Source organism: Mycetocola manganoxydans, assembly GCF_003667545.1.
Classification (GTDB): domain Bacteria; phylum Actinomycetota; class Actinomycetes; order Actinomycetales; family Microbacteriaceae; genus Mycetocola_A; species Mycetocola_A manganoxydans.
This window is the reverse complement of sequence record NZ_RCUV01000020.1, coordinates 1-16,285: the sequence shown is the minus strand read 5'-3', so window position 1 is coordinate 16,285 and position 16,285 is coordinate 1. Positions and strand designations below refer to the sequence as shown.

16 protein-coding genes and 1 riboswitch are annotated in these 16,285 nt (G+C 64.6%); of the genes, 11 read left to right on the top strand and 5 right to left on the bottom strand.

All coding sequences use genetic code 11. The features are described from left to right. The first annotated feature begins 166 nt into the window (after window positions 1-166). Genes D9V29_RS13410 through D9V29_RS13395 form a run of 4 tightly spaced genes read left to right on the top strand, consistent with a single transcriptional unit; the run spans window position 167 to window position 2,978 of the window. Complete coding sequence (locus tag D9V29_RS13410; protein WP_121673837.1) at window positions 167-1,102, top strand: DMT family transporter; 936 nt, start codon at window positions 167-169, stop codon at window positions 1,100-1,102. Window positions 1,103-1,108: 6 nt separating this feature from the next. Continuing rightward, window positions 1,109-2,182: a redox-regulated ATPase YchF gene (gene ychF / locus D9V29_RS13405; RefSeq protein WP_121673836.1), complete on the top strand. Its 1,074-nt coding sequence runs from the start codon at window positions 1,109-1,111 to the stop codon at window positions 2,180-2,182. A gap of 28 nt (window positions 2,183-2,210) precedes the next feature. Further along, window positions 2,211-2,546, top strand: a complete 336-nt coding sequence (locus D9V29_RS13400) for a hypothetical protein (RefSeq protein ID WP_121673835.1) — start codon at window positions 2,211-2,213, stop codon at window positions 2,544-2,546. A 30-nt stretch (window positions 2,547-2,576) separates the two neighbouring features. Continuing rightward, window positions 2,577-2,978, top strand: a complete 402-nt coding sequence (locus tag D9V29_RS13395) for a VOC family protein (RefSeq protein WP_121673834.1) — start codon at window positions 2,577-2,579, stop codon at window positions 2,976-2,978. Window positions 2,979-3,007: 29 nt separating this feature from the next. Here D9V29_RS13395 and ligD read toward each other — a convergent pair whose 3' ends face one another. The 3 genes from ligD to D9V29_RS13380 form a co-directional block, all read right to left on the bottom strand. Further along, complete coding sequence (gene ligD / locus D9V29_RS13390) at window positions 3,008-4,237, bottom strand: non-homologous end-joining DNA ligase (protein WP_121673833.1); 1,230 nt, start codon at window positions 4,235-4,237, stop codon at window positions 3,008-3,010. After that, window positions 4,234-4,821, bottom strand: a complete 588-nt coding sequence (locus tag D9V29_RS13385) for a GNAT family N-acetyltransferase (protein WP_121673832.1) — start codon at window positions 4,819-4,821, stop codon at window positions 4,234-4,236. Before D9V29_RS13385 ends, ligD begins: the two co-directional genes overlap by 4 nt. A 70-nt stretch (window positions 4,822-4,891) precedes the next feature. Beyond that, complete coding sequence (locus tag D9V29_RS13380) at window positions 4,892-5,908, bottom strand: LacI family DNA-binding transcriptional regulator (RefSeq protein WP_121673831.1); 1,017 nt, start codon at window positions 5,906-5,908, stop codon at window positions 4,892-4,894. 134 nt (window positions 5,909-6,042) lie between these two features. On the opposite strand from D9V29_RS13380, the gene D9V29_RS13375 reads away from it, so the two are divergent. Genes D9V29_RS13375 through D9V29_RS13355 form a run of 5 tightly spaced genes read left to right on the top strand, consistent with a single transcriptional unit; the run spans window position 6,043 to window position 12,871 of the window. After that, a complete protein-coding gene (locus tag D9V29_RS13375) occupies window positions 6,043-7,326 on the top strand; it encodes an ABC transporter substrate-binding protein (RefSeq protein ID WP_229790585.1) in 1,284 nt (427 codons plus the stop codon). 9 nt (window positions 7,327-7,335) lie between these two features. Further along, window positions 7,336-8,361 (top strand): carbohydrate ABC transporter permease, encoded by a 1,026-nt coding sequence (locus D9V29_RS13370; protein WP_121673829.1) that lies wholly within the window; start codon window positions 7,336-7,338, stop codon window positions 8,359-8,361. After that, a complete protein-coding gene (locus tag D9V29_RS13365; protein WP_121673828.1) occupies window positions 8,361-9,236 on the top strand; it encodes a carbohydrate ABC transporter permease in 876 nt (291 codons plus the stop codon). The genes D9V29_RS13370 and D9V29_RS13365 overlap by 1 nt, the downstream gene beginning before the upstream one ends. Before the next feature lie 9 nt (window positions 9,237-9,245). Then, a complete protein-coding gene (locus D9V29_RS13360; protein ID WP_121673827.1) occupies window positions 9,246-11,618 on the top strand; it encodes a beta-xylosidase/alpha-l-arabinosidase in 2,373 nt (790 codons plus the stop codon). Beyond that, window positions 11,615-12,871 carry an endo-1,4-beta-xylanase gene (locus D9V29_RS13355; RefSeq protein WP_121673826.1) on the top strand — a complete coding sequence of 419 codons (1,257 nt, stop codon included), beginning with the start codon at window positions 11,615-11,617 and terminating at the stop codon, window positions 12,869-12,871. Before D9V29_RS13360 ends, D9V29_RS13355 begins: the two co-directional genes overlap by 4 nt. 27 nt (window positions 12,872-12,898) lie before the next feature. Here the strand turns inward: D9V29_RS13355 and D9V29_RS13350 are convergent, their stop codons facing one another. After that, on the bottom strand, window positions 12,899-13,423 hold the full coding sequence (locus D9V29_RS13350) for a CarD family transcriptional regulator (RefSeq protein ID WP_183085026.1): 525 nt from the start codon (window positions 13,421-13,423) through the stop codon (window positions 12,899-12,901). A gap of 205 nt (window positions 13,424-13,628) precedes the next feature. After that, a riboswitch (guanidine-III (ykkC-III) riboswitch) is annotated at window positions 13,629-13,693 on the top strand. Window positions 13,694-13,703: 10 nt separating this feature from the next. Between D9V29_RS13350 and D9V29_RS13345 the strand changes: the two genes are divergently transcribed. Together D9V29_RS13345 and D9V29_RS13340 are read left to right on the top strand one after the other, a co-directional pair. Continuing rightward, a complete protein-coding gene (locus D9V29_RS13345; protein ID WP_121673824.1) occupies window positions 13,704-14,027 on the top strand; it encodes a DMT family transporter in 324 nt (107 codons plus the stop codon). 86 nt (window positions 14,028-14,113) lie between these two features. After that, entirely contained in the window at window positions 14,114-15,703 is a 1,590-nt protein-coding gene (locus D9V29_RS13340; protein WP_121673823.1) for an ABC-F family ATP-binding cassette domain-containing protein, read from the top strand. Window positions 15,704-15,794: 91 nt separating this feature from the next. Here the strand turns inward: D9V29_RS13340 and D9V29_RS13335 are convergent. Next, the coding region (locus D9V29_RS13335) for an HNH endonuclease (protein ID WP_147436291.1) at window positions 15,795-16,285 on the bottom strand (491 nt) is incomplete at its 5' end.

The window sequence follows — 16,285 nt, the reverse complement described above, 5'->3', positions numbered from 1 at the left end:
TGTACCCGACCGCCGACACCGCCCCGGCACCGCCACCCGCGCGTTGCGATCCGCGTTCGCAGGCGACGCCCACTGCGGCCAGCCGCGCGTCTCGCGGCGTTCTGCGCCTCTCGAACGGCACCGCAACATCCGCACGGCGTCATGGAGGACTCGATACGATCGAGCAATGGCTTCGTGGCGCGTGTACCTCTTCCTCGTGCTGGCCACCCTGTTCTGGTCGGGCAACTACGTCGTCGGCAATCTCCTCGCCGGCGACATCACGCCGCTGCAGCTCACGGCGATCCGGTGGGCAGTCGCCGCGCCCCTGCTCATCGCGTTCGCGACCCTCCTCGAGAAGCCGAACTGGCGCGAAGCGCTGCGGGAGTGGCCGATGCACCTGCTGCAGGCGTCGCTCGGCCTTGTCGCGTTCTGCCTGTTCAGCTACGAAGCGCTCGCACGCACGACGGCGCTCGACACCGCACTCGTCGGTGCGACGAACCCGGTGGTCATCGCCGTCGTCGCGGCGCTGATCATCCGGCAGCGGATGCGATCGAGCAGCATCGCGGGACTCCTCATCTCCCTGCTCGGCGTCCTCCTCATCCTCACCCACGGCCGGCTGCTCGAGGTGTTCACGACGGAGTACAACGTCGGCGGGCTGTTCATGCTCGGCGCCGTCGCGGTGTGGAGCGCATACACGATCATCGGCCGGACGCTGAGAACCAGCCCCGTGACATCCGCTGCGGTCCAGGCCGTCATGGCGGCCGTCGCGCTCGCCCCGATCGCACTCGCCGTCGGAGGACCGATCACCCTCGACACCGCCGGCTGGTGGGGCGTGCTCTACATCTGTATCTTCCCGTCGGTGCTGAGCCTCATGCTGTGGAATATCTCGGTCAAGAAGATCGGCGCAGCGCGGGCCGGGATCTACCTCAACCTCATGCCGGTGTTCACCGCCCTGATCGCTCTCGCCATGGGCGCCCCGATCACCCTCGTGCAGCTGATCGGCGGTGCGCTCGTCATCACCGGTGTCTGGCTGACGAGCCGTCCCGCGCGAGCGGAGCGAGGCATCCCCACACCAGCGACCACCGCAGACGCAGGGATCTCGGAGCGCGGCCCGGTACGATAGACCCTCGTGGCTCTAACTATCGGAATCGTCGGTCTCCCCAACGTCGGCAAGTCAACCCTTTTCAACGCGCTCACCAAGAACTCGGTGCTCGCGGCAAACTACCCGTTTGCCACGATCGAACCGAACGTGGGTGTCGTGAACCTGCCCGACTCCCGCCTGCCGGTTCTCGCTGAGATCTTCGGCAGCGAGCGCATCCTGCCTGCCGCCGTGTCCTTCGTGGACATCGCCGGGATCGTGCGTGGCGCAAGCGAGGGAGAGGGGCTCGGCAACAAGTTCCTCGCCAACATCCGAGAAGCGGATGCCATTGCACAAGTCGTTCGCGGATTCTCCGACGAAGACGTCATCCACGTCGACGGCGCGGTCAACCCGGCCGGCGACATGGAAACCATCAACACCGAACTGATCCTCGCTGACCTCGAGACGCTCGAGAAGGCGCTGCCGCGGTTCGAGAAGGACGTCAAGGGCAAGCGTCTCGACCCGGCCGTGCTGTCGACGGCTCTCGCGGCGAAAGAGTACCTCGACACCGGCAAGCCGCTGTCGAGCTCTGGTCTCGACCTCGAGCCGATCAGGGAACTCGGACTTCTCACCTCGAAGCCGTTCATCTACGTCTTCAACATCGACGAGGGCGTGCTGCAGAATGACGCGAAGCTCGCGGAACTCGCCGCTCTCGTCGCGCCAGCGCAGGCGATCTTCCTCGACGCCAAGCTCGAGTCCGAGCTCATCGACCTCGACGCTGCTGAAGCCGCGGAACTGCTCGAGTCAACCGGCCAGGCGGAGTCCGGGCTCGACCAGCTCGCGCGCATCGGGTTCGACACTCTCGGACTTCAGACCTACCTCACAGCGGGTCCGAAAGAGACCCGAGCCTGGACGATCCCCAAGGGTGCCAAGGCGCCCCAGGCAGCCGGTGTCATCCACACGGACTTCGAACGCGGTTTCATCAAGGCGGAGATCATCTCGTTCGATGACCTCGTCGCCACCGGTTCCGTTGCCGAGGCACGTGCCAAGGGCAAAGCCCGCATGGAGGGCAAGGACTACGTCATGGCCGACGGCGACGTGGTGGAGTTCCGCTTCAACGTCTGACTCGGGACGCAGCGCTGAGGGACTTCACGTGAGACTAGGCAGTAGCGAACACTATGGCTGGGAGCGTCCGCTCTCGGTCGTCATCGTCGAGGTCCGCGACGGCCAGGACCTCGACGGCGAGTTCGCGAGGCTGCGGGTGCCCGAGGGCGCGAAAGGCGGGCCGCTCGACGTGATGGTGCGGCTCCGTGCGGGCAGAATCGTTGCCTGGCGGAAACCGGCGCCGGGCGAGCGGATCCAGGTGCAGTCATGGCACCTGACTGCGAGCCAGGCCGACCTGATGGATCTCGAACTCGAACTCGGCGAGGCAAGCCCTTGGACGCCGCCGAAGCCGCAGCCCGATCAGTGGCTCTGGGTCGAGGGCTGAGAAAGCGGCGCACCGGTATATGGTGTGCGCATGGCAGCACTGCAGATCTACGTCATGTTCCCTGGAACGGCGCGCGACGCGCTCAGCTTCTACGCCGATGTTTTCGGCGGTGAGTTGTCGCTGCACACCTATGAGGAGTTCGGGCGCAGTGACGGTCCGCCCGACGCGATCGCTCACGGAACGCTCGAGGGTGTCGTTTCGCTCGCGGGATCCGACGCCGCATCCGGAGAGGAGAGCGTCAAGGTCCAGGGCGTCATGCTTTCCCTTCTTGGCACGGCGGAAGGAGAGACGCTGCACACGTGGTTCAACAAGCTTGCCGTCGGGGGAAGAATCGTCGACCCGCTGTCCAGCAAGCCCTGGGGTGCCGTGGACGGGCAGGTCATCGACAGACATGGACTGCACTGGCTGATCGGATACGAGTCCGGGAGCTGAGAACCACATGGAGTGACTCACACTCCGCATCATTGCGCGGAGTGTTTTCCCGCCCACGGGTCGTAGTCGACCTCGAGCTCCGCCTGCTCCGGTCGCTTCTTCTCCGGCACGTGCTGCAGGTTCACCCGGATTCGATACCACAGCGAGCTCGAGCCGCGCATGCCGTCGACGAGAATATCGGCGGGTTCGAGCAGGCTCACCACATCGGGGTGCCGCGACTTCCAGCGCTCGAGCCCCTCGAGCGCCTCCGGCTTCGTCTTCGCCCTGGCGATCTCGATCAAGGGCATCGTCGATGCCCTGCGGCCCGAGCCGTCCGACGACTTCGGTGCCTTCTCAGCCGGCCCCATCTCCTCCGCGAGGGCGAGCAGAGAATCAAGGCTGCCGTCAGCGTCATCGATTCCTGATGCCGCGTCGCCCTTCTGTGCGAACCGCTCGATGACGGTGCGCACCGTGAATTGCTCGGGGCGGCAGGTGGGTACCTCGTCCCAGTCGAGCGGCGTGGACACTCGCGCGTCTGGCAGGGGTCGCACCGAGTACGCGGATGCGACGGTGCGGTCTTTCGCATTCTGGTTGAAGTCGACGAACACGCTTTCCCCGCGCTCCTCCTTCCACCATTTCGCGGTGGCGAGACCCGGCGCCCGCCGTTCGACCTCGCGGGCCAGCGTCTCCGCCGCCAGCCGTACCTGACGGAAATCCCAGCGCGGTTCGATTCGCGCATAGATGTGGATGCCTCGGGAGCCGGATGTCTTGGGCCAGCCGACAAGGCCGTGATCGGTGAGAACCTCTCGCGCGATCATGGCGACGTCGACGATCTGACGCCAGTCCACTCCCGGCATCGGGTCGAGGTCCACGCGAAGCTCGTCGGGGTGATCGAGGTCTTCTGCCCTCACCGGATGGGGATTGAGATCGATGCAACCGAGGTTCACGACCCACGCGAGGGCCGCGGCATCCCGGACCACCACCTCTTCCGCCGAACTCCCCGACGCATAGTGCAGCGTGGCGGTGTCGATCCAGTCCGGACGCTTTTCGGGCGCCCGCTTCTGGAAGAAGGCCTCCTGGCCGATGCCCTTGACGAAGCGCTTGAGAACCATGGGTCTCCCGGCGACGCCGCGGAGCGCGCCGTCCGACACGGTGAGGTAGTACCGAACCAGGTCGAGCTTCGTGATCCCCGGTTCGGGGAAGACGACTTTATCCGGGTTGGAGATCTGCACGTCGCGACCGGCCGCTTCCAGCGTCACGGTCGGACTTTTCGAACTCATATCGACCCATTCCGCAACGTCCGCCGCATCAGTATGCGGGGGATTCCGCTGGAGACGGATGACGTGTCCGCTGCCTTGGTGAACCCCGCCTTCTCGAACATGCCCCGGGTCCCGACGAATGCCGAGGTCTGATCGACTCTCTCGCCCTTGTTGTCGACCGGGTAGCTTTCGACAACGGGAGCTCCCGCGGCATCCGCGTACTCGACGGCACCGGCGATGAGCGCCTGGGTCACACCTTGCTTTCGAAAGCCCGGACGCACGCGAATACACCACAGCGACCACGCCGGAAGATCGTCGAGATGCGGAATCTTTCGCGAGTTCTGGATGGGATGCAACTCGGAGCGCGGGGCGATTCCGGCCCAGCCGACGACCTCGTCGTCGAGATACGCGAGTACTCCTGGCGCCCGATCGCGGGCACACAGCTCCCGCACCTTGTCTGCGCGTGCCGGTCCCTCCAGTGAGCGGTTCTCTTTGGAACTCAGCCGCCAGGACAGGCACCAGCACACCGACGATTCGGGATTCTTCGGGCCAAGTATGACGGCCACGTCGTCGAAATTGTGGGCCGGCCTCACCACGAGAGTCATCGCATCCGCCTTCGCATCCAGTTGCGCGTCAATCGTGCCACCTGGAGGCGCGCGCCGGAAGTGGCTGGCGTCAGGCACCTGCGGGCGGCGCCGAGCTCTCCCGCACGACGAGCCGAGTGGCGAGGTCCATCCGAGGGATCGACCCGAGCGGGCTGTCGCTCATCCGGATGACGAGTCTCGCTGCCTCCTCCGCCATCGCTGTCAGGGGCTGGTGCACCGTGGTGAGGGCGGGGCTGGACCATTTCGCCAACTGGAGGTCGTCGTAACCGACGATGGAGAGATCATCGGGAACTCGAAGCCCGAGGGTCCTCGCCGCCTCGATCACGCCGAGGGCCTGAAGGTCACTTCCCGCGAATATCGCCGTCGGGCGGTCCGGAGCGTCAAGAAGTTCGAGTGCGATGTTCCTGCCGCCGTCAACCTGGAAGTTGCCGAACCGCACGAATCGTTCGTCGACCTCGATGCCGGCCGAGTTCATCGCCGAGCGGTAACCGTCGACCCGGGCGAACGAACACATCATGTCGTCGCGTCCGGTGATCGCCGCGATGCGTGTGTGCCCCAATTCGATGAGGTGACGGGTCGCGGCGAGGCCGCCTGCCCAGTTCGCGGATCCCACCGATGGGACGTCGGATGCCGGGTCCCCGGCCGGATCGATGATGACGAACGGAATCGCCCGCGAGCGCAATTTGGCTTTCGCCTCGTCAGCAAGATCCGAGAAGACGAGCACGACACCGACGGGGCGACGGCGGAGAACACCGTCAATCCAGCTTGCCGAGGGGGAGTGGCGGTCACCGGACTCCGTGAGGACGATGCTGAGGCCGTGGGCCCTGGCGACGTTCTCGACGCCGCGGATGATCTCCATCGCCCACGCGGTCTCAAGCTCCGGGAAGACGAGTTCGATCAGGGTGCCTCGGCCGGGTAGGCCAGCCCGACGCTGGTAGCCCTGCGCATCGAGGATGGCCTCGACCTTGGCTCGCGTGCGGGCGGAAACGTCCGGGCGGCCGTTCAGAACTTTCGACACCGTCGAGAGCGAAACCCCCGCGTCCTCGGCGAGTTGGGCCAGTTTTACCTTCGGATCGACGTCGACCATGGGAACCGTTTCCTATTTGTTGTACAAGACAACTTGCGCGAAGCCTCGCTGATGCATAGGCTCGCCTCATCCTAATCATTTTCGACGTGGAAGTCGAAACTTTCGAGAGGCGTTCAAGGATGAACAATCGCACCATGAGGAAGCTGCTTGCGGCAGGAGCTGTCACGGCAGTCTCCCTCGCCGGCCTTGCAGCTTGCAGCCCGAGCGACGCCGGAAGTGAGGGTGGCGACGTCACCATGACTTTCTGGCACAACTCAACAACCGGCGCCGGCAAGGCATTCTGGGACTCGACGGTCGCAGATTTCGAAGAGGCGAACCCCGGTGTCACCATCAAGACCCAGTCCATCCAGAACGAAGAAATGGATGGGAAGCTCCAGACCGCGCTGAACTCCGGCGACGCCCCTGACATCTTCATGGCACGCGGCGGCGGCAAGCTCGCCGACGTGGTTGCAGCCGGTCAGGCGATGGACATCACCGATCTCATCGACGACGAAACCAGGGCGGCTGTGCCCGAGGGCGTCCTCAGTGCCTTCGCGATCGACGGCAAGATCTACGGAATGCCGACCGCAGTGCTGCCCGGTGGTATCTACTACAGCGGAGACCTTTTCGCTGAAGCGGGTATCGAAGAGACACCGGCAACGCTGGACGAACTCGGCGACGCCGTTGACAAGCTCAAGGGCGCCGGAGTCGACCCGATCGCCGTCGGTGCGAAGGACGCATGGCCGGCAGCACACTGGTACTACTTCTTCGCGGTCAGGGCCTGCTCGCAGGACACGCTCAACACGGCAGCCGAGACCATGAAGTTCGACGACCCGTGCTGGCTCGAGGCCGGACAGAACCTGTCGGACTTCGTCGACACGGAGCCGTTCAACAACGGATTCCTCACCACGTCGGCTCAGCAGGGCGCTGGTAGCTCGGCTGGACTTCTCGCCAACAAGCAGGCTGCCATGGAGCTCATGGGCGCCTGGAACCCCGGCGTCATCGCTTCGCTGACTCCGGACGAGAAGCCGCTCCCCGACCTGGGCTGGTTCCCGTTCCCCGAGGTTGACGGCGGCGAAGGCGAGCCTGGCGCAATGATGGGCGGCGTTGACGGATTCACCTGCTCCGCTGAAGCACCGCAGGAGGAGTGCTCCGCATTCCTCAACTTCTTCATGCAGAAGGAGTACCAGGAAGGCTACGCGGAGGCGTTCCAGACGATCCCCGCGAACCAGGATGCCCAGGAAGTCGTTGAAGACGAGGCACTTCTCGCCATCATCGAGTCCTACAACGAGGCACCGTACGTCACCGTCTGGCTCGACACGCTGTTCGGACAGAACGTCGGAAACGCGCTCAACACGGGCGTCGTCGACCTGTTCGCCGGTCAGGGCTCAGCAGAAGACATCGTCTCTGCTGTCGCCGACGCAGCAGCAAAGGGATAGCACCAGATAATGACTAAACCTGCAGGGGGTGCTACGTCGATGTCTGACCAGCAACCGCCGCAGGGCACGGTAACGGCAGGGGATGGCGCTCGCGCGGCATCCCCTGCTGCACCGCGGCCCCGACGGCGCAAAACGGACTGGCGCAAGCGCCTCGAAATCACGCTTCTGGCCGGGCCCGCGATCGTCGTCTTCATCGGCTTCGTGATCTACCCGGTCATCCTCGCCGGCTACTACGGTTTCTTCCGCTGGAAGGGCTACGGGCCGGCCACCGACTTCGTCGGTTTCGACAACTACATGATCATCCTCGGCGACAGCGCGTTTCACGACGTGCTGCGCCACAACGGCTTCATCCTCGTGATGTCGCTCGTCATCCAGGGACCGATCGCCATCGTCCTCGCACTTCTTCTCAACCAGAAGATCCGCGGCCGGTCTCTCATCCGCGTGCTCATCTTCGTGCCGTACATCATCTCCGAAGTGATCGTCGGCATCGGCTGGGGCCTCATGCTCCAGACCTCCGGATCGGTCAACGGGCTGCTGGAGAATATCGGACTGGGTCAGTTCCAGGCCGACTGGCTGTCGGATCCGAAGATAGCCATCTGGTCGCTCATGGTGATCATCTCCTGGAAGTACATCGGCTTCGCCGTGATCCTCTTTCTCGCGGGTCTCCAGAGCATCCCCGACGAACTTTTCGAGGCCGCCGCGATCGACGGAGCCAGCTATTGGCAGATCCAGCGCAGCATCACACTGCCGCTTCTCGGACCCACGGTTCGGATCTGGGCGTTCCTCTCCATCATCGGCTCACTGCAATTGTTCGACCTTGTGTTCATCATCTGGGGCCAGTACGTCGCCTCGACCGCGGGAACGTCGACCATGGCGACCTACATGGTCGCGAACGGCCGGACGTCGGGCAACTTCGGCTACGGCAGCGCTGTCGCCGTCGTCATGTTCCTCATCTCGCTGGCGATCGCGCTCGTCTACCAGCGCTTCATTCTCCGACGTGACACCGAAGGCGCCCTCACAGAAGGAAAGAAGTGATGACCGCAACTATCACGAAGGCACCGCTCAAGCGGGGCAATCGGTCCGCCACGGATCGGCAGCAGTGGGGAAGCCCGGCGACCTATTTCATCGCGTTCGTTTTCATCGCGCTCTGCCTGGGACCCGTCATCTACATCATCCTCGGCGGTTTCCGCGACAACTCACAGATCACCATGGATCCCGCTGGTCTTCCGGGCCCGTGGCGACTCGACAATTATCAGGAGGTGCTCGCAAGTTCGACGTTCTGGCGTCAGGTCGGCAACTCGGCCATCGCCGGAATCGCCACCACTCTCGGTGTCGTGATTCTCGGCCTCATGGCGAGCTACATCCTTGCCCGCTACCGGTTCAACGGCCGGGGTGCCATGTACTCGCTGTTCGCAGCGGGACTCATGTTCCCCATGACAGTCGCGATCACGCCGCTCTACATCGTCATCAAGGATCTGGGGCTCATGAACAGCCTCACCGGAGTGATTCTTCCTCAGATCGCGTTCGGCCTGCCAGTGACGGTCATCATCCTGGTGCCGTTCCTCAAAGCCATCCCGGATGAGATCGAAGAGGCCGCGGCGATCGACGGCACCAGCAGGCTCGGATTCTTCTTCCGGATGGTCGTTCCACTGTCTCTGCCCGGTGTCGTGACAACCGGCATCCTCGCTTTCGTCGCGAGCTGGAACAGCTACCTGCTGCCGTTGTTCATCCTGGGCGACCAGGACATGTACACCCTCCCTCTCGGTGTACAGGCGTTCGCGTCGCAATACTCGGTCGACACCGCGAAGGTTCTCGCCTTCACCTCTCTCTCGATGATTCCGGCTCTTATTTTCTTCACCCTGTTCGAGCGCCGCATCGTCGGTGGTCTGACCGGCGCTGTCAAAGGTTAGGTACACCCCGTGAGCACCACATTCACCACGACAACCCTGCCCGTTTGGCGGGACACCACTGCCTCGCTTCATGACCGTGTCGACACGCTCGTCGCGGAACTGACGCTCGAGGAGAAAATCGCCCAGCTCTTCGGAGTCTGGGTCGGAGCATCTAGCGAGGGTGGTGACGTCGCACCACACCAGCACGACATGGACGACCTCATCGACCTCGACGCACTCCTCCCGAACGGCCTGGGCCAGCTGACCCGGCCGTTCGGGTCCGCGCCCGTCGATCCGGCTCTGGGAGCGTTGTCGCTGCTTCGCAGCCAGCGCCGGATCGTCGCCGCGAGCCGACTCGGCATCCCGGCTGTCGCACACGAAGAGTGCCTCGCAGGCTTCGCCACGTGGGGCGCCACCGCATACCCGGTTCCGCTGGCCTGGGGAGCGTCGTTCAACCCGGACCTCATCGAACGGATGTCACACCGCATCGGAACCGACATGCGTTCCGTCGGGATCCACCAGGGGCTCGCCCCGGTGCTCGATGTCGTGCGTGACGCACGGTGGGGCCGCGTCGAGGAGACCATCGGGGAGGACCCGTACCTTGTCGGTACCGTCGGCGCAGCGTACGTCCGCGGTCTGGAAGCGGCGGGAATCGTTTCGACGCTCAAGCACTTCGTGGGTTATTCGGCGTCGAAGGCTGGGCGAAACCTCGCCCCGGTCTCGATCGGACGGCGCGAGCTCGCCGACGTTCTCCTCACCCCGTTCGAAATGGTGATCCGTGAGGGCAAGCCGCGTTCGGTGATGCACGCGTACACCGACATCGACGGAATCCCGTCCGTCGCTGACGAAGAGCTGCTCACCGGACTGCTGCGCGACACCTGGGGATTCGACGGCACCGTCGTCGCCGACTATTTCGGCATCGCGTTCCTCAAGATGCTGCACGGACTCGCCGGGTCGTGGGGCGAAGCCGCGGCGCTCGCGCTCACGGCGGGCGTCGACGTCGAGCTTCCCACCGTGAAGACGTTCGGTGCTCCGCTCGTCGACGCCGTGCGTTCGGGTGAGCTCGACGAGGCCATCGTCGACCGGGCTCTCCGTCGCGTGCTCTCCCAGAAGATCGAACTCGGTCTGCTCGATCCCGAGTGGGATGCCGTGCCCGAGGCGCTCCGCGGAGCGAACCTCGAGAACGCTGAGAGCCTTCGCGGTTCCGTCGACCTCGACGGGTCAGGCAACCGATCCCTCGCCCGCGAGATCGCCGAGCAATCGATTGTGTTGCTCACCAATGATGGGGTGCTCCCATTGGCTGCGCCCCGTCGGATCGCCGTCGTCGGTCCGACCGCTGGGGATCCGTTCGCAGTTCTCGGGTGCTATTCCTTCCCCGCGCACGTGGGCGTGAGGCATCCCGAGACCCCCATGGGTATCGAGCTGCCGACGCTCCTGGAGAGCCTGCGGCTCGAGTTCCCGGATGCGGAGATCGAGTACATCGCCGGGACAACCATTGATGGTGGGGAGACCGACGGATTCGACGCCGCTGTTGCTGCTGCACAGGGAGCGGATGTCGTTCTCGTCGCGCTCGGTGACCGAGCGGGACTATTCGGCCGGGGCACGAGCGGTGAAGGCTGCGACGCCGAATCCCTTCGCCTCCCCGGTGCCCAGCAGGATCTGCTCGAAGCGGTCCTCGCCTCGGGAACGCCAACCGTGGTCACGCTCCTCGCCGGGCGGCCATACGCGCTCGGCTCGGCGACGACCGCGGCAGGAGCGATCGTGCAGACGTTCTTCGCCGGCGAAGAGGGCACTGCAGCGCTCGCCGGCGTTCTCACCGGTCGGGTCAACCCCAGCGGGCGGCTGCCGGTCAGTATTCCCGCGACGGAAGGCACCCAGCCCTCGACCTACCTCGCCGCGCCCCTTGCGCGGTCGAGCGGGGTCTCGAACATCGACCCCACAGCCGCGTTCGCATTCGGGCACGGCATCGGTTACTCGACGTTCGAATGGACCGCCCTCGAACATGGGCCAGCGTCGGTGCCCACCGACGGGACCGCCAGCGTCGGCGTGCGCGTTCGCAACACAGGAACGCGCGCAGGAACCGACGTCGTGCAGGTCTACCTGGCCGACCCCGTCGCATCCGTTGTCCGTCCCGTGCAGAGACTTGTGGGCTATGCGCGCGTCGACCTCGAACCGGGAGAAAGCGTCGACCTGTCGATCTCCGTCCCTGCCGATGTCACCAGTTTCACCGGGCGCTCCGGCGACCGAATCGTGGAGACGGGCGACATCGTTCTCGGACTCGGTGCCTCGAGCTCCGACATCCGGGTGACGCACACCGTGCGCCTCACCGGCTCGACCCGGACGGTCGGATTCGACCGCGAACTCCACCCGCGAATCGACGAGATCAGCCGGGAAACCGCATGAGTGTCGACCACCGGAGGACGACCGCAAACGTCAGGGTTCTCGACGCTCGAGGCGAACCGCTCCGTGACACGGACGTCACTGTTGAACAGCGTCGGCACGCGTTCGCCTTCGGCAACATCGGTTTCGACCTCATCCCCCTCGCAAACGCCGAGACGACGGAGGATGCCGCGTCGCGGGCTGCATTCGGCGGCGCATCGCTCGAGGGACTGACCTCGCTTTCCGAGCACTGGCTGGAGCTGTTCAACACCGCGACCCTTCCGTTCTACTGGCGCGGTTTCGAGCCGACCGAAGGGGTGCCGGATACTGAGCGACTTCTCACGACGGCGCACTGGTTTGCCGATCGCGGCGTGACGGTGAAGGGACATCCGCTCACCTGGCACACCCTGGCTCCCGAGTGGCTGCTCGGCCGGCCGGACGCGGAGGTGGAGAAGCTGCAGCGCGGGCGGATTCGCCGGGAGGTGTCGAACTTCTCCGGCGTCATCGACACGTGGGACGCCATCAACGAGGTCGTCATCATGCCCGTATTCACCGCAGAGGAGAACGCGATCACGCGGCTCGCCCGTCGGATCGGCCGGATCCCGATGATCCGCCTCGCCTTCACGGAGGCACGGGAAGCAAACCCCGCTGCGACGCTCATCCTCAACGATTTCGACCTGTCGAGTGCGTACGAGTGCCTCATCGAGGGAGTTCTCGAAGCGGGGATCCAGGTGGATGCCATCGGACTGCAGACACACATGCACCAGGGTTACTGGGGCGAGGAGAAAATGCTCGCGATGGTGGACCGGTTCGCCCGTTACGGCCTTCCGCTTCACCTGACTGAGACGACCCTGCTGTCCGGCGATCTGATGCCACCGGAGATCGTCGACCTCAACGATTACCAGATCCCCTCGTGGCCTTCGACGCCCGATGGTGAAGCACGGCAGGCAGACGAGATCGAGCGGCACTACCGCTCCCTCGTCGGCCACCCTGCGGTGCAGGCCATCAACTACTGGGGAATCACCGACGACGGCGCCTGGCTCGGTGCCCCGGGTGGCCTGATTCGCTCCGATGGGACACCGAAGCCGTCGTTCGACGCCCTCAAGTCGCTCATCAAGGGGGAGTGGTGGTTGCCGCGCTCCCGGCTGCGCACGGACGCCGAGGGCCGGGTTGCGGTGAGCGGCTTCTTCGGAGACTACGCGATCGACGCACACGGATCGACGGCATCCGTCACGCTGGCTGCCGGGACGACAGACCTTGAGGTTCGGGTCAGCTGATTCGTCCGGACCGAGTCAGCAGACTTTTCAGGCGGCGGCCGTCGAGCCGCCGCCTGTCTTGTCGGTCGAGCCCTCAGCGAGAGCGGCGTGAAGAGCGGCTTCTGCAGCGTCGAAAGCGATGTCGAGAGACAGGGCGATCTCGGTGACGAGCGGCCCCTGGGCGTGACGCAGCAGGTCGCGCTCGGCGAGCGAGAGACCCTTGTCGTCGTTGCGGCGGCTGAGGTCGCGGACAACACCGGCGATGGTGAAGATGTCGCCGACCTTGATCTTCTCCTGGTTGTCCTTCATCCGTCGCGACCACTTCTCTTCTTCGTCGACGGTGGGTGCCCGAAGAACGTCGAACAGCGCATCCATTTTGGCTGAGTCGAGAACAGCGCGGATCCCGACCTGATCTGCCTTCGAGACGGGGACGCTGACGGAGAGCTTCGATTCGTGAACCTCGAGCTTCAGGTACTCGATGACGTTGCCCTTCACCGTCCGGCTGAAGATCTCGGTGACGGTGGCGGGTCCGTGGTGGGGGTAAACGACGGTCTGGCCTTGTGTGAACTGCATGGAATGTTCCTCCGGGTGCGCGGGAAGCGCACGCGGACGGGGCGTTTCACAGAGGCGAGAATGCCCCGGAGCCGCGAGCTTGGCTTCACTCCATTGTCTCACAGGGGTCTGACACGTTGCCTGAACGGCCGACGGAGGGAGCGGCAGGACGCGCTGGACGAGCATCCGTGCCCAGAGGAGAGACAGCTGGTTTTGCTATTCTGTTCGTAGGTTGTGCCGAGCAGCCCCGGACGACGGATCAGTACCCGGAACGCGACAAGACTGGCCAGAAAGTTCACTCATGTCCTGGGTCATCCTCATTGTCTCCGGTGCTCTCGAAGCCGTGTGGGCCACAGCCCTCGGCAAGTCCGAAGGCTTCACGAAACTCTGGCCGAGCCTCCTCTTCGTCGGTGCCCTCGCTCTCAGCATGGGCGGCCTCGCCTGGGCGATGCGTGACATCCCGATCGGTACCGCGTACGCGGTGTGGGTCGGCATCGGGGCGTCGCTCACCGTGGTGTGGTCGATGATCACCGGCGATACGGATGTGTCGTGGGTCAAGATCGCGCTCCTGCTGGGCCTCATCGGCTGCATCGCCGGTCTCAAGCTCGTCGACGACGTCCACTAGAGGCGCATTCGGTTAAAGTGGACTCGCTCCACCGTTCAGGTTCCGCCGGCCCTCAACGACATCTTTTCCCTGAGGAGGCACCGGGCATGAGCCTGATCCGACTGAACGACGTCCACATCCGCTTCGAGAACACACCCGTTCTTCGTGAGGCGTTCTTCCGCCTCGAGACCGGTGATCGCGTGGGTCTCATCGGCCGCAACGGATCCGGCAAGACAACGCTCATCAAACTCATCCTGGGACAGATCGAAGCGGATGCCGGAACGCTCACGCTCGACGACGGCATCCGGATCGGGTACTTCTCGCAGTTCTCCGAACTCGACGGCACCGCCTCGATCACCGAGGTCCTCGACGACGTGTTTGGTGAGATCAAGGCGGTTGAGGCGGAACTGGCGTCCATCGACGCATCCATCGCCGCCGACCCGACTGCGAACCTCGATGCTCTCATCCGGCGCCAGGCGGAGTTGTTCGAGGAAATGGACCGGCTGGATGGGTGGGACTATCCGCGCAGGATCGATGAGGCGCTCACTCGGCTCGGTTTCGAAGAGGCCCATCGCGTGTGCCCGATCGACGACCTGTCCGGGGGTTGGCGGAACCGCGCCGCCCTCGCAAAGATCGTTCTCGAACGCCCCGACGTTCTGCTGCTCGATGAGCCGACGAACTTCCTCGACGTTGCCGGCGTCGAATGGCTCGAATCCTGGTTCCGTGACTTCCGCGGCGCCGCGATCATCGTCTCGCACGACCGGACCTTCCTCGACGCCGTTGTCACCCGAATTGTCGAGCTCGAGAACTTCCACCTGCACGAGTACCCGGGCAATTTCGCTGAATACGTGGTGCAGAAGCAGTTCCGGCTCAAGACGCTCGAACAGCAGTACGTGCACGAGTCGGAACTGCTCGCGTTCGAGGCGGAGGGAATTGCCGACCGACGCGCTGCGGCGAAGGCGGCGAGCAGGGGACTCGACAAGAAACTTTCCGGGATCAAGAAGTCGCGCGCGCCCCGCCCGGTGGACCAGATCATCACGGAGATCTACGGCGGCCTGCACGTCAAGGACGTTCTGTGCCGGGTGACCGGACTGTCGAAATCGTATGGCGACAAGACGCTGTTCTCGGATCTGACGTTCGAGATCCGGCGCGGCAATCGCATCGTCGTTCTCGGCGCGAACGGAAGCGGAAAGTCCACTCTGCTCCGAGTGCTGACCGGAGAAGAGAAGGCCGACTCCGGTGAAGCGGTCTGGGCCAAAGGCTCGGGCGTCGTCTCCTATAACCAGATGCTCGCCGACCTCGACAACGACGACACGATCACACATGCCGTGAATGCTGCGCCTGGCAGTCTCGCGTTCGCGGCCACCCGGAAGTCTGTCGGCCGGTTCCTCGCGATGTTCCAGTTCTCCGAGGCCGAACTGAAGCAGCGCATCGGCACGCTCTCGGGAGGTCAGCGTGCCCGGGTCGCGATGGCTCAGTGCCTGCTCTCCGGCGCATCCGTGTTGATTCTCGATGAACCGACGAACCACCTCGACATGCCCAGTACCCAGGTGATGGAACGCGCCCTCGTGCACTTTCCCGGCGCTGTCGTCGTGGTCAGCCACGACCGGTTCTTCAGCGACAAGGTCGCCAACCGCAAGATCATCTTCGGCAGTGACGGTGCTGCGCCTGGCGAACTCGAGGTTCGCGCGGCCTGACCTCCGGCGATTCCTAAGGCGGCGCGGCCATGATGGCTGCGGCTGCGGCTGCGGCTGCGGCTGCGGCTGCGGCGCTTGTGCGTCCGTGGTGTCAGTGGAAGTAGGGGCGGTGGGTGAGCCAGTCGGGGGCGGTGATGGTGGGTGTGCCGTTACTCATGGTGATGGTGAAGATGTTGGTGTCGACCATGTGGTGGTGGAACCAGCAGAGCAGGATGCCGTTGTCGACGTGGGTGGGTCCTCCGTTGTGGTACTCCTCGATGTGGTGGGCTTCGCAGGCGGTGGCGGGGATGTGGCAGTTGGGGAGGGCGCAGGTGGGTCCATCGCGGGCGATCATTCCGGCGCGTTGGGTGCGGTTGAAGGTGCGTTTCTCGGTGCCGATCGCGGCGATACCACCGTCGGGTTTGAGGTAGACGGGGATGGTGCTGCTGTCGCAGAGGAGTTGTTTGATCGCGGAGGAGGGGATCGGGTCGGGGATTCCGACGATTTCTCCGGTTCCGGTGTGGGTTTCGAGGACGTCGGCGTCGACGCGGACGATGACGGTGGGGGAGGCGCCGGAGACGGTGGGGGTGTCGGTGGAGCGGG

Excerpts from the sequence above, each read along its gene's own strand:
- D9V29_RS13410 (WP_121673837.1), top strand. The coding sequence starts at position 167 with ATGGCTTCGTGGCGCGTGTACCTCTTCCTCGTGCTGGCCACCCTGTTC.
- D9V29_RS13395 (WP_121673834.1), top strand. The coding sequence starts at position 2,577 with ATGGCAGCACTGCAGATCTACGTCATGTTCCCTGGAACGGCGCGCGAC.
- ligD (WP_121673833.1), bottom strand. The coding sequence starts at position 4,237 with ATGAGTTCGAAAAGTCCGACCGTGACGCTGGAAGCGGCCGGTCGCGAC.
- D9V29_RS13385 (WP_121673832.1), bottom strand. The coding sequence starts at position 4,821 with ATGACTCTCGTGGTGAGGCCGGCCCACAATTTCGACGACGTGGCCGTC.
- D9V29_RS13380 (WP_121673831.1), bottom strand. The coding sequence starts at position 5,908 with ATGGTCGACGTCGATCCGAAGGTAAAACTGGCCCAACTCGCCGAGGAC.
- D9V29_RS13375 (WP_229790585.1), top strand. The coding sequence starts at position 6,043 with ATGAGGAAGCTGCTTGCGGCAGGAGCTGTCACGGCAGTCTCCCTCGCC.
- D9V29_RS13370 (WP_121673829.1), top strand. The coding sequence starts at position 7,336 with ATGACTAAACCTGCAGGGGGTGCTACGTCGATGTCTGACCAGCAACCG.
- D9V29_RS13365 (WP_121673828.1), top strand. The coding sequence starts at position 8,361 with ATGACCGCAACTATCACGAAGGCACCGCTCAAGCGGGGCAATCGGTCC.
- D9V29_RS13355 (WP_121673826.1), top strand. The coding sequence starts at position 11,615 with ATGAGTGTCGACCACCGGAGGACGACCGCAAACGTCAGGGTTCTCGAC.
- D9V29_RS13350 (WP_183085026.1), bottom strand. The coding sequence starts at position 13,423 with ATGCAGTTCACACAAGGCCAGACCGTCGTTTACCCCCACCACGGACCC.
- D9V29_RS13345 (WP_121673824.1), top strand. The coding sequence starts at position 13,704 with ATGTCCTGGGTCATCCTCATTGTCTCCGGTGCTCTCGAAGCCGTGTGG.
- D9V29_RS13340 (WP_121673823.1), top strand. The coding sequence starts at position 14,114 with ATGAGCCTGATCCGACTGAACGACGTCCACATCCGCTTCGAGAACACA.